The sequence below is a fragment of the Bacillus cereus group sp. BceL220 genome, from assembly GCF_051776965.1.
Taxonomy (GTDB): Bacteria; Bacillota; Bacilli; order Bacillales; family Bacillaceae_G; genus Bacillus_A; species Bacillus_A cereus.
The window spans coordinates 33,617-47,538 of record NZ_JBPWBC010000012.1 but is presented as its reverse complement, the minus strand read 5'-3'; the positions used below and the strand labels follow the sequence as shown (position 1 = coordinate 47,538).

The window sequence follows — 13,922 nt, the reverse complement described above, 5'->3', positions numbered from 1 at the left end:
AGATGAATATTGTATTTATGTTTCCTGGCGTAGGATCCCATTATTCTGGAATGGGTAAGTACCTTTATGAAAACTTCCCTGTAGCACGTGAGATATTTGAAGAAGCAAGTGACACTCTAAAAATAGACATGGCTTCTCTTTGTATGGAGAAGATATACAAAGCTGACCTTGAAAAGTTACAAAATTCACAGACAGCTTTAGTAACAACTAGCATGGCAGCTTTTCGAGTTTTTGAACAAGAAATAGGCAATAAACCAGAGGCAATGATTGGATATTCTTTGGGAGAATATACAGCTCTATGTGCTTCTGGAGCAATTGCATTTTCAGATACCTTAAAATTAGTACAAGAACGTAGTACGATTTTGAGTAGCTATGCATTGACTATAGATGGAACTATGGCATGGGTTAACAATCTTGCTCCAGAAATTGTTGAAGGTATTTGTTCAGAATTGTTAACCAAGGGACAGGAAGTATATATATCGGCTTATGACACTCCAAATAAAACATCAATTTCTGGTACAAACTCTGCGGTTCAGTTAGCTTGTGAAATGGTAGTAGAGCATGGGGGAATTGCAATCCCCCTTAAATTAAGTGGGCCATTTCATTCTCCTATGATGCAACCTGCTGCTGAAAAATATAAGAGTGTACTAGAAAATATAGATATGAAACAGCCATTAGTACCTGTCATAGCGAATCATGATAGTTCAATGTATAAAGGTGTAGAAAATATTAGAGAAAACCTTTACTTACAATTAATAAAGCCTGTGAAATGGTTGGACATGATTCACTATCTAATGAATCAAGGGTCGATGAAAGCTATTGAAATGGGACCAAAGGAAGTCTTGAAGTATCTTCTGCAAGCTATTAACCCTGCTATATCGACATGTAATTATGAAAGGGAGAAAGATATCCTAAATACAAAAAATTCTTTTACATTACAAGAATCTGATTATGAAGAAGTAATATCAGGGTGTTTAACTGTAGTTGTAAGTACAAAAAATTATAATACAGATTTAAGTGAGTATCAGAAAAAGGTAGTACGCCCATTTCAAAAGGTCCAAAGTCAATTCGAAGAAAAAATTAATTCGGGGTATTCAGTGGAGAAAAGTGATGTAGAAGAAGCAATCCAAATGATGAAAACAGCACTTACTGAAAAACAGATTAAAGAGAGAGAACAAAAACGTTACCTGCAAAGAGTTCTTCAATGTAAAAGTTTTTAGATATAAATTATAAATATATTAAGGGAGCGATGATGGATAAATGTTCAAGAAAATTGGTATTGTAGGTGCTGGAACAATGGGGATCGGCATGGCAGTAGATTTAGTGCTGCATGGTCTAGAAACGGTATTAATTGATGTTACAGAAGAGCAGTTAGAAAAAGCGGAAGAGAAAATATTAGAGACAGTTCGCTTTGCTCCCCTGATTAATAAAGCATTTCCTAGAATGCATAAGGAAGAAGTACTTTCGTTAATAAGTAGCTCGACTAATCTTGATGAAGTGGCTGAATGTGATTATATAGTAGAGAATGTTCCAGAAAACTGGCAAATTAAAGAGCCGATCTATAGAAGATTAGATGAGATATGTAAAAAGGATACAATTTTCGGAGTCAATACGTCTTGTATCTCAATAACAAAAGTAGGAGGAGTAACAAAGCGTCCAGATAAAATAATAGGAATGCATTTTATGAATCCGGTATATATGAAACCATCTATAGAAGTTATTAGAGGGCATTTAACTTCAGATGAAACGGTCGAGAAAGCTCAATCTTTCCTCAAACAATTAGATAAAGATGCAATTGTTGTTAATGATCAGACTGGTTTTGTTTCTAACCGTATCTCCCACTTATTCATGAATGAATCAGCTTGGGTTGTAATGGATGGTGTAGCAACACCTAAACAGGTAGACGATATATTTAAAAAATGCTTCGGACACACAATGGGTCCATTAGAAACAGCAGATTTAATTGGGTTAGATACAGTATTACATTCATTAAATGTACTTTATGAGGAATATCAAGATCCAAAGTTTAGATGTTGCCCATTACTTAAAAAGATGGTAGATGCAGGTGAATGTGGTAGAAAGAGTGGTAAAGGTTTTTACGCTTATTAAAATTAAAAATTACAAATAGGGGTGTATAAAATGCAAGATAAAAATTTAGAACAAATTATTCATATGTATATTCAAGATCATGTAGGTATTGAATTTAATGATGATACTGAGATTTTTGAAGAAGGACTAGTTAATTCTTTATTTGCAATCCAATTGATGACTTTTCTTGAAAAAGAATTTGCCATAAAGGTAACTATGGATGACTTAGATATGGATAACTATAAGTCTGTAAATTCTATTGGTAATTTTATAAGAAATAAGCAAATGGTTCGGTAATGGACATGAAACAATACTTAGAGCCATCTCAATATAAAATGTATCAGAATTTTTTGGATTTTGTTTGTGAAAATATAGAACCTCACGCTAATAGTTGGGAGATTGAACAGGGCATTCCATCAGACATAATAAAGACTTGTGCTAAAAATGGTTATTTAGGTGGAACACTTCCAGCGGAGTATGGTGGATTAGAATGGGATTATGTAACGTATGGGTTATTTACTGAAGCAATAGCAAGAGGTAGTGTCTCTCTTTCGGGATTATTTAATGTCCATACGATGGTAACAGAAACGATTTTAAAATGGGGAACAGAAAATCAAAAAAATCAGTGGTTACCATTACTTGCATCTGGTAATCAAATAGCTGCATTAGCTCTTACTGAACCTGGAGCAGGATCAGATTTAAATATGATTAAAACGAACTTCGATCAACACGGGGATAAATTAATACTTAATGGAGTGAAGAAGTGGATCACTTTTGGTGCAGCTGCTGATGTGTTTTTGGTATTTGGAAAACTAAATGGTGAACAACCAATTGCCTGTTTAGTACCAAAAGATAGTGCGGGTGTAAATGTTACTCATATAAGAGACATGCTTGGATTTAAAGCTGCATATTTGGCAGAAATTGAATTCAATAATGTAGAAATACCTTTAGAAAATATCATTGGTAGACCAGGGTTTGCTTTTACTTACCTTGCACCGTATGCTTTAGAATTTGGGCGTATTTCAATTGCCTTTGCTGCTCTTGGTGTATTACGTACTTGTTTAGAAATCTGTGGGAATCATGTATTACATAGAAGCGCATTTGGTAACTCTCTAATTGATCATGGCATGATTTCACATATGGTTACGGATATGGGAGTAGATTTAGAAGCTTCTATACTCCTTAGTTTAGAAGCTTGTAAGGCCAAAAATGAACATCGAGCTGATGCTACTGAAAAGATTATGATTGCAAAATATTTTGCATCGCGCTCAGGTACAAGGCATTCAACGAATGCTGTACAGATTATGGGAGCACTTGGTTGTAATGATAATTATTCAATATCAAGGTGCTTTAGAGATTCTAAAACAATGGAGATCGTTGAGGGGAGTAATCAGATTCATCAGCTATTACTTGGTAAGGGATTTGCTAAAAAAGCGAAACGTGCCATTGAAAAAATACCTGTAACTAAAGGAGTGATACAACCCGGATGAGTACATGTATACAAAAGCTGTTTGAAGAACAAGTAGTCCGTACGCCAGATGAGGTTGCTGTTATCTTTAAAAAAGAAACATTAACCTATAAGGAATTAAATGAAAAAAGTAACCAATTAGCTCGTCTTTTACGTGAAGGTGGAGTTGGTCCAGATACAGTTGTAGGTATTATGGTAGAGCGATCTATCGAAATGGTTGTCGGAATTTTCGGGATATTGAAAGCAGGCGGAGCATATCTTCCGCTTTCCCCGAATCATCCATCATCACGATTACAATTCATTATAGAAGATAGCGGTGCTAAATTAATACTTACGCAAAAGCAAATCCTACATCGTTTTCAAGATAGTTTGAAAGCTGATATGTTGGCTTTAGATTCGATTTCCTATGAAGGAAAGGGTGAAAATCTAGAGTGTATTAACAAACCCTCTGATCTTGTGTACGTAATATACACTTCCGGTTCAACAGGGAAACCTAAGGGTGTTATGATTGAGCATTCGGCCTTAATAAATCGAATTGAGTGGATGCAAGAGGCTTATCCAATTAGTTCAAAGGATACTATATTACAAAAGACCCCTTATACATTTGATGTATCCGTATGGGAGATGTTCTGGTGGGCCATAGTTGGAGCCAAAGTATGTATTCTTGCGCCGGGAATGGAGAAGTTTCCACAGGCTATTATTGAGACAACTGAAAGTAATGACGTGACAATTATGCATTTTGTACCATCTATGTTAAGTGCATTTTTACACTATCTTGATGTGACATGTGAAACTAACCGAATAAAATCGTTGAAACAAGTATTTGTAAGTGGTGAGGCACTACTGTCTCAACATGTAAACCGTTTTAACAAGTTGCTAAATTTCTCTAATGGTACACTTCTTACTAATCTGTACGGACCTACTGAAGCAACCATTGATGTGACTGCTTATGATTGTCCGACACATGAGATTACAGAAGGGAGCGTTCCAATAGGGCGACCAATTAAGAATATTGATATGTTTGTTGTTGATAAATATGGTAATAAACTTCCGGAAGGTCATATAGGAGAATTATGTATCGCAGGTATAGGATTAGCACGTGGATATGTAAATAGGCCCCAATTAACGGCAGAAAAGTTTGTACAATATTCCCTTGATACCCGTATATATAAAACCGGTGACTTAGCTTTAATAAGATCGGATGGGAATATTGAGTTTCATGGAAGAATTGATTTTCAAGTTAAAGTTAATGGGCTTCGTATTGAGTTAGGGGAAATAGAATCGTGTTTAATGTCTTGTGAAGGAGTTTTACAATGTGCGGTAATTGTAAGACAAGAATCAGAGATGGTAGTTAAGTTAATAGCTTTCTATGAGTCAGAAAATGATATTGAGTTAGAGAGGGTAAAAAAATATCTTCGCTTATTTTTACCAGATTATATGATACCTAACAGTTTTGTACGTGTAAATGAAATGCCATTAACGGATAGCGGAAAGATAGATAGAAAAGCACTTGCCTTATTAGGTTCCGATAAATATTCACACCATACCACACTTGTAGGAGGTTCTGTTAATGAGGAAAGCAGTAAAGATTCATAAAGAAGATATTGAAGATGTAATCGCCCTTACACCAGTGCAGGAAGGTATTCTTTATCATTATTTGAAAGAACCCAAAGGAAAGCTATATCATGAAGAACTTCGACTTTGCTTAACTGGAAAAATTAATATTCCAAAATTTGAAGAGGCGTGGAATTATGTAACGCGGGAAAATGAAATGCTGCGTACAATTTTTCGATGGGAAAAAGTTAAACAACCTGTACAACTTATACTAAAAGAGCATACTCCGAACATTATATATAGTGATGGTAAAGTCTCTAATGATACAGAAAGCTTTGATTTACAAACAGTTCCCTTTTCTATTGAACTATGCCACTTGAACGAAGGCGAATATGAAATGGTTTTACGTCATCATCATATTTTGTTTGATGGTTGGAGTAATAGTATTATTTTACAAGAGTTTATTAAGGTATATCGAGAGTTAATAAAGGGAGATGTACCATCATCTATAAATAAAAAGAAATTTAAAGAATATATACTATGGCAACAAAAACAAGATAAATCAAAACAAAAGCTTTTTTGGGAACAATATTTAAATGAATTAACTGAACAAATAAATTTATCCAATAAAAATTCTAATCAACTAAAAAAAGCAAAAACATATGTAAAAGAGATAGATAAAGAGCTAAGTGATAGATTTCGAAGTTTTGCAAGTAATCAAGGTGTAACATTGGCTACATTATTCTATACAGCCTGGGGTCTATTATTACAAAGGTACAAAAATTCAGAGGACGTAATATTCGGTACAACAGTATCCGGGCGTTCAATTCCAATGCACGGTCTGAGTGAAATGGTAGGTTTATTTATAAATACACCACCACTTCGTGTAAGTGCTGATGGGAGAATGACTGTTTCAGATCTTTTACAAAGAATTCAAAGTGATGTCCAAAGAAGAACTGAATATGAAACGACTCCAATTGTTGATTTAAACGTGTCATTCGACACTATTATGGTAGTTGAGAATTATCCTCTTGATATAGAAAAGCTGAAAGAAATTGATGAAAGTGTAAGAATTTCAGGTTATGAAGTAAATGAAATGACCAACTATGATTTAACCGTCTCAATAGAGTGTTTCGATTCTATTAAACTTGCAATGATGTGGCCTGAAGATGTATTTGATGAATCTATTATTATCAGTATAACTAACCATTTTATACAGCTATTAGATTCAATGCTTTTAGATGAAGGACAACCAATACAAACTCTTAAAATGTTAGATGAGGCAGAAGAAAAGTTTTTGCTTCAAGGTGGTCAAAATCAAAGTGCTACATTCCCACACACAACACTTCATCAATTAATTGAGATGCAAGCTGAAAAGCATCCCGAGAGAGTAGCACTTACATTTGAGAATAGTGAGATGACTTATGGAGAGTTGAATGAGCGTGCGGATAAAGTGGCATTTGCTCTTTTAAAAGAAGGTGTAACTTTAGATTCTCCAGTAGTTGTAATGTTGGATTACTCATTTAATATGATTATCTCTCTACTTGGTATTTTAAAAGCAGGTGGGGCTTATGTTCCAATTGATCCTGATTATCCTCAGGAACGAATTGATTTTATTCTTCAAGATAGTGGTTCAAATGTAATAATAACCTCAAATTTATTTGAGGATAAAGTTAAATTTGATAGCACAATGCTTTTTATTGAAGAACTTAATGAGACACCGATGCAAGATTTCGAGAGAGTAGATGTTGCCCCAAATAATTTAGCATATGTCATTTATACTTCTGGAACAACAGGACGTCCTAAAGGGGTTATGATTGAACATAGTAATGTAATACAACTTGTCATGCATCAACCAAATAGTTTTAAATTCTCTAGTAATGATGTGTGGTTACTATTTCATTCTTTCTGTTTTGATATGTCAGTTTGGGAGATATTTGGATCACTTACTTATGGTGGACGTCTTGTCCTGGCAACAAAAGAAACAATCCGTGATACGTATAAACTTGCTCAGTTGATTGCAGATGAGGGAGTAACGGTATTGAATCAAACTCCATCTGCATTCTATGTTTTTCAACAAGTAGTTGAAGAGATGCCTAAACTCGCTTTTAAAATTAGGTTAATTACATTTGGAGGGGAAATGCTGAAGCCAGGTTTACTGCAAAGTTGGTTTAAGCGTTCACCTAATACGGTCATAGTAAATATGTATGGAATAACTGAGACGACAGTACATGTTACTTATAAGGAAATTGGAGAAAAAGAAATGCACAGTAATCTTAGTGCTATAGGCGTGCCTCTTCCTACGTATTCGTGCTATGTATTTGACAAACATATGAATCCTACACCTAAGGGAATGCAAGGGGAACTTTATGTTGGAGGATATGGAGTTGCGCGGGGATATCTAAATCGTCCTGAACTAAACAGTGAACGTTTTATACAGAATCCTTATAATCCAAGTGAAAGATTATATAGATCAGGAGATTTAGTTCGTATTCTTGAAAATGGCGAGATGGAGTATATAGGTCGTAGTGATCATCAAGTGAAGATACGTGGTTATCGAATCGAAACAGGAGAAATAGAACATCATTTACAACAGCATGCGGATGTGAAGGAAGCGGTAGTTTTATCTATTGCTTTTGGAGAGGAGCAAGAACTGTGTGCTTATATACTAACTGATCAAGATATATCTCAAAATGAATTACGTTATTATCTTACTGACAAAATACCTTCGTATATGATACCTATGTATTTTGTGCTTTTAAGTGAAATGCCATTAACTACGAATGGAAAAGTTAATCGTAGTGCTTTACCTAAGCCTACTAAGTTAGTACAACCAAATGATTTGCTAGATGAGCTTGAAACAACAGTAGCTGATGTTTGGAAGGAAGTTTTGGGGGTAGAAAAAGTAGGATTGTATGATAATTTCTTTGATGTTGGAGGGAACTCCTTAAAAATGGTTCGATTGTTCTCTCGTTTACGAAGCAAGTTTGAAAAAGAACTTACAATGCCTATGTTATTCCGATACCCAACGGTTCATGATCAAGCTTCCTACTTTAGAAGTGATAATGATATGGACTGCCAACCTGAAGAAGTTAAGAAAGAAAATCTTTTATCTATGAATAAAAATGATGTAGCAGTGGTTGGTATGGCGGTTCGTATGCCAGGCGCTTCTAATCTTAAACAATTCTGGTCAAATTTAGAACAAGGGATAGAATCCATTCGAACATTTACAGATGAAGAGCTTAGTGAGATGGGCATACCAAAAGAAGTGATTCAAAAGCCTAATTATATAAAATCTAAAGGGTATTTAGAAGATGTAGATGCATTTGATAATGAATTTTTTGATTACAGTCTAAAAGAAGCTGAAATGATGGATCCACAACTGCGTATACTTCATGAATGCGCATGGGAAGCACTAGAACAAGCAGGTGAGGTTAATTCTTCTCATATGAATACAGGAGTTTATGTTGGAGGATCACCAAATTTCCACTGGCTTCGTTCTATTGCTAGTGAATCTTCTAATACATTAGAAGATTTCCAAGCAATGTTGTTAAACGAAAAAGATTTCTTTGCTACTCGATTGGCTTATAAATTAAATCTAAAAGGACCAGCGATTACAGTACAAACTGCTTGTTCTACCTCCTTAGTTGCTATTCAAAATGCATGGGCAGATCTTATCGATGGACGATGCGATATAGCCTTGGCCGGGGGAGTAAGTATAACTTATCCAACAAAAACAGGATATTTATATGAAGATGGTATGATTTTCTCACCAGATGGTCATTGTCGTGCTTTTGATAAGGATGCGCAAGGAACAGTGGGTGGAAATGGTGCTGGTATTGTAGTACTGAAAAGGTTAGAGGACGCTCTTCGAGATGGAAATTTAATACATGGAGTTATTAAAGGAGCTGCAGTAAACAATGATGGGTCCAATAAGGCTGGATTTACAGCGCCAGGGGTTGATGGACAAGCTGCTGTTATAAAATCGGCTCATAAAATAGCTGGTGTTAAGCCTGAAGAAATCTCATATATAGAAACTCATGGTACTGGTACGCAACTAGGTGATCCTATAGAAGTAGAAGCATTGAAGTTAGCTTTTGGTAAGCAAGAACCAGGTAGAGTTTTAATTGGATCAGTGAAGACGAACATTGGACATTTAGATGCTGCAGCAGGAGTTGGAGGATTTATAAAGACGGTCTTAGCTTTGAAAAACAAGAAAATTCCGCCGAGCCTTCATTATAATAACCCAAACCCTAGCATTGATTTTGGGAAAAATCCGTTTCGTGTAAATACGGAACTTATCCCATGGAAAGAAGAGGTAAGAAGAGCGGGTGTTAGTTCGTTTGGGATGGGTGGAACTAATGCACATATAGTGTTAGAGTCTGTTCCTGACAATGCTAAGAATTTTGAAAAACAATCTTGGAACTTATTAACTGTTTCAGCAAAAAAAGAGGAATCTTTAGATAAAGCTACTAACGATCTATTATTGTATTTGAAGGAGAATCCAGAGATATCACTATCTGATACAGCTTATACATTACAAAAAGGTCGTCGTGAATTTCCATATAGAACTGCTGTAGTTGCTAATGGAATAGAGGATGCCATAGAAAAACTTGTTGATACAGGACTAGAGAAAACAAACGCAATGGAGAGTAGACCTTTAGCCTTTCTTTTTTCAGGGCAAGGATCACAGTATATCAATATGGGTAGAGATTTATATGAAAATGAACCTGTATTTCGTGAACACGTTGATCAAGGTTTAGCCTTACTCTCAAATTGGCTAGATATAGACATGAAAAATATTTTGTATCCTACAAAGGAGACAGAGGATAAAGCAACTGAACAGTTAAATAGAACTTCAATGACGCAACCTCTACTATTCACTATTGAATATGCATTAGCCAAGCTTCTAATGAATTGGGGAGTTTATCCAAGGGTAATGTTTGGCCATAGTATTGGTGAGTTTGTAGCAGCTTGTTTAGCAGAAGTGATGTCTTATGAAGATGCATTACATTTAGTAATGATTAGAGGGAAGTTAATGAATAGCGTACCAGAAGGCGCTATGCTAAGTGTAAATTTATCTGTTGAAGAATTACAAACCTATATAACAGATGATGTAGATATAGCAGCTGTAAATTCCTCTCAACATTCAGTAATTTCTGGTACTGTACTTTCAATCAATAAAATTGAGGAATTACTTTTAAATCATGGAGTAAAGACAACGCGTCTATTTACTTCGCATGCTTTCCATTCTCGAATGATGGATGAAGTTCTAGATTCATTTGAGCAAGCTGTAGGAAATATAAAATTATCAAGTCCTAAAATACCTTATATATCTAATGTTACAGGTGAAATGATTACAGCAAATCAAGCCACATCACCTTCTTATTGGGCACAGCATCTACGAAGTACTGTTCAATTTTCAAAGGGATTATCTGAAATTTTTCATTTAAAAAATGTAATTTGCCTTGAGATTGGCCCAGGTAATGCATTATCAACTTTTGTATTAAAACATTTAAATAGAAGTAAAGATCAATTGGCTTTAAACATGTTACGTCATCCTCTGGATAAATCAAATGACTTCGAGCTTTTATGCAAGCAAATGGGACGGTTATGGATGCAAGGTGGAACTATAAATTGGAATACTTTTAATAACAGTGAGAATAAAAGGTTATTAGATTTACCAACGTATCCTTTCATGAAAAAACGATTTAAAGCTGATCCATTTTTTAATACTCAATCTCAGAGTTTAACTCAGGAAACAAGAGGCCATAATAAACAGACTAATATTAAAGACTGGTTTTATTTGCCTTCTTGGGAACGCAAAACATTAAAATCTATACAAATAAAGAAAGAACAAAAATATAAATGGCTTATTTTCAATGATCATCTAAATCGATTCAATCGACTAATAGAAAAATTAAAAAGAGAAGGTCATGATGTAATTGAAGTTAAAACAGGTGGTATTTTCTCTGAAAAATCCGACGGTTTATATACGATATGTCCATCTCAAAAAATGCATTATGAAATGCTATTTTCAGAATTAGAACAAAAAGATTTATTACCAAATAAGATTATACATGCTTGGAGCTTTAATCCAGTTAATGAGGTTATTCTCGATCAAGAGAGAATTGAACGATCAATGGATGAAGGATATTATTCGTTACTTTATATTGCACAAGCAATTGGGAAAATTAATTATGAGGGAGCATTACAGTTAAATATCTTTACTGACCGTATGTTCGAAGTTACAGGTACAGAGCTGAATTTAAAACCAGAGCAAGCTACAATTCTAGGCTTTTCAAAAATATGCAATCTTGAGTTTCAAAATATAAAATGTCGTACCATTGATATGGATACAGATTCTCAACAAATGTTTGAAGAAGCGGGTTTAATGGAGAGTTTTGTGGATTCTACTGATATAGTTGTAGCTTATCGAGGACGTCATCGATGGGCGCAAACGATTATTCAAAGTCCTTTTGAGGAAGAAGATGTAGAAATTGATAGATTACGAGAGAGTGGCGTCTATCTAATTACTGGTGGACTTGGTGGAATTGGATTTGAAATTGCAAAAGATTTAGCTAATAGAGTACCAAATGTCAAACTTATATTGATTGGCCGCTCAGAGTTCCCACCTCGTAATCAATGGGAACAGTACCTAGAAAATAAAGACGAGCGTGTAAGCCGAGTTATTTCTGATTTGTTGACAATGGAGTCTCAAGGTGCAGAATACATGATCCTAAGTGCTGATGTTTCCAATCAAGATGATATGAAACAGGCAATTGAAAAGGCTAAATCTCGTTTTGGTTCTATTAATGGCGTAATTCATGCAGCAGGTGTTGCTGATTATCTAGGTATTATGATGAATCGGGAAAAAGAATCTAATAATAAAATTTTAGCTCCGAAAATTAAAGGTACACTAGTGCTCGATGCTTTATTAAAAGATGAACCAATTGATTTCTTCGTATTATGTTCATCAATTGGTAATGTGGCGTATCATATGAAATTTGGTCAGAGTGGTTATAATGCAGCGAATGAATTTTTAGATGCATTTGCGTTTTATAAGCGGGCTCATGATGGAGTGTTCACTGTAGCTATTAACTGGCCAGATTGGCAAGAGGTGGGTATGTCACTTAAGTCTGCTGAAATATGGGCAAAGCAATTTAATATGGATATGGAAAGTGTATTACATGATGGTGTAACTGTAGAAGAGGGCTTAAAGGTATTCCGTAGTATTATCAATAGAAATCAACAACAAGTTGTGGTTTCTCCAATAGATTTACATTGGAAACTTTTAAATGGTGCCAACTATTATAATGAACTATTGGAAAAAGGAAGTAAGAATAGATTAAAGCAGAATCGTTCAGATGTTTCCACAACGTATAGACCACCAACTAATGAAATTGAACAACAATTATACGAATTATTAAAAGATATGTTTGGAATTGAAGAAATAGGAATTTACGATAATTTCTTCGATCTAGGAATGAGTTCTTTAGATCTTGTTCGTATTAATGTGAAATTAAAAGAAGCTTTTAAACGAGACTTACCTATAGTTGTTCTTTATGAGCATACGTCAATTAAATCTCTTGCTAAATATTTAAGTAATCAAGAAGTAAATAACAATTTAACAAATAAAAAAGAGTTATTGAAAGCGAAATCGGTTATGAAAAATACATTATCTGCTTTAAAAAGTAGAAAGTAGTAAAGGGAGGGGAACAACATGATTAATAAAGAAGTAGTTCCGTCAAAAGTTGAGTTTTGCTGGGGATTACCTGTTATTCCAACGCCACAAACAAAAGAACTTCTAGAGGAATATGTTAATCAAGCTAAAAGAGCCGAGAAGAATAACTTTGACTCGGTATTGGTTTCGATTGCACCAACATCTGTTGATCCAATGATAGCAGCGTCTATGATTGGAATGAATACGGAGTTTGTAAAGATTTTGGTTGCGCAAAATACAAACCAGATGCTTCCTACTGTAACAGCAAAAGCATTGAATACTTTAAATAGTTTAATTGGCAATCGTGCAGATATTAACATTGTAACTGGTAGTGCCTCGCTTGTCCTTGCGCGTGATGGATTACCAGAACCGCACCATGTTCGATATGCTAGGACAAAAGAATATATTGAGCTGTTACAACAATTAAGACGAGGAGTAACTAGCTATAAAGGTGAGTTTTATCAAGTAGAAAATAGTGATATTTATCCAAAGGAAGATCTCTCTCGAAGTGCCCGCTACTTTGTAGCGGGGTCCTCCGAGGAGGCAATGAGAATAGCTGCAGAGTATGGTGATGCTTATATACTTTATGCAACAGACCGCAAAAGTCTTAGAGAACACTATCAAACAGTTAATAATTACGCTAAGCAATATGGGCGCGAGAAAATTCCAGGTGCTATTTTAGTAGACATCATTGCTCGTGAGACTTCAGAAGAAGCATATGAAGAGGCATATGAATTACTTGAGAGAACACCAGCAGCCTTAAAGAGGATGACTAAGCTATTTTTAGATAATGCAGATTCTGTTGGACTTCGCCGATACAAAGATTTAATTACAAAAGATAGCATGTGGATAGATGATCATCTTTGGGGAGGTCTAAGTTTAGTTAACCCATCTAATTCAATTTCTATAGTTGGTAGCTATGAGGAAGTCATCTCGACGTTAACTGATTTTTGGGAAATAGGGGCAAATTATTTTCTTATTACTTCTCAGATTAGTGAGCATGAAATTGAACGTATTGGTCAAAATGTTGTGCAACCATTTAAAAAGAAAATTGAAAAGTTAATCCAAGTTAACTAAAAGAGGGCTAAA

7 protein-coding genes are annotated in these 13,922 nt (G+C 34.9%); all 7 read left to right on the top strand.

The window, feature by feature from the left end; translation table 11 throughout:
• Nucleotides 1-2 precede the first annotated feature (2 nt).
• Genes ACS2FK_RS24040 through ACS2FK_RS24010 form a run of 7 tightly spaced genes read left to right on the top strand, consistent with a single transcriptional unit; the run spans nucleotide 3 to nucleotide 13,910 of the window.
• The gene (locus ACS2FK_RS24040) at nucleotides 3-1,220 is read left to right on the top strand and encodes an ACP S-malonyltransferase (protein ID WP_063549854.1); all 1,218 of its coding nucleotides are present in this window, start codon (nucleotides 3-5) and stop codon (nucleotides 1,218-1,220) included.
• A 40-nt stretch (nucleotides 1,221-1,260) separates the two neighbouring features.
• Nucleotides 1,261-2,109 carry a 3-hydroxyacyl-CoA dehydrogenase family protein gene (locus ACS2FK_RS24035; RefSeq protein ID WP_000473350.1) on the top strand — a complete coding sequence of 283 codons (849 nt, stop codon included), beginning with the start codon at nucleotides 1,261-1,263 and terminating at the stop codon, nucleotides 2,107-2,109.
• 30 nt (nucleotides 2,110-2,139) lie between these two features.
• A complete protein-coding gene (locus ACS2FK_RS24030; RefSeq protein WP_001152970.1) occupies nucleotides 2,140-2,385 on the top strand; it encodes an acyl carrier protein in 246 nt (81 codons plus the stop codon).
• On the top strand, nucleotides 2,385-3,578 hold the full coding sequence (locus ACS2FK_RS24025; RefSeq protein ID WP_000367329.1) for an acyl-CoA dehydrogenase family protein: 1,194 nt from the start codon (nucleotides 2,385-2,387) through the stop codon (nucleotides 3,576-3,578). Before ACS2FK_RS24030 ends, ACS2FK_RS24025 begins: the two co-directional genes overlap by 1 nt.
• Complete coding sequence (zmaJ, locus tag ACS2FK_RS24020; protein ID WP_015413273.1) at nucleotides 3,575-5,152, top strand: zwittermicin A synthase ZmaJ; 1,578 nt, start codon at nucleotides 3,575-3,577, stop codon at nucleotides 5,150-5,152. The genes ACS2FK_RS24025 and zmaJ overlap by 4 nt, the downstream gene beginning before the upstream one ends.
• Entirely contained in the window at nucleotides 5,127-12,815 is a 7,689-nt protein-coding gene (locus ACS2FK_RS24015) for a hybrid non-ribosomal peptide synthetase/type I polyketide synthase (protein ID WP_063549856.1), read from the top strand. Before zmaJ ends, ACS2FK_RS24015 begins: the two co-directional genes overlap by 26 nt.
• Before the next feature lie 18 nt (nucleotides 12,816-12,833).
• A complete protein-coding gene (locus ACS2FK_RS24010; RefSeq protein ID WP_000608545.1) occupies nucleotides 12,834-13,910 on the top strand; it encodes an LLM class flavin-dependent oxidoreductase in 1,077 nt (358 codons plus the stop codon).
• Nucleotides 13,911-13,922: the final 12 nt, after the last annotated feature.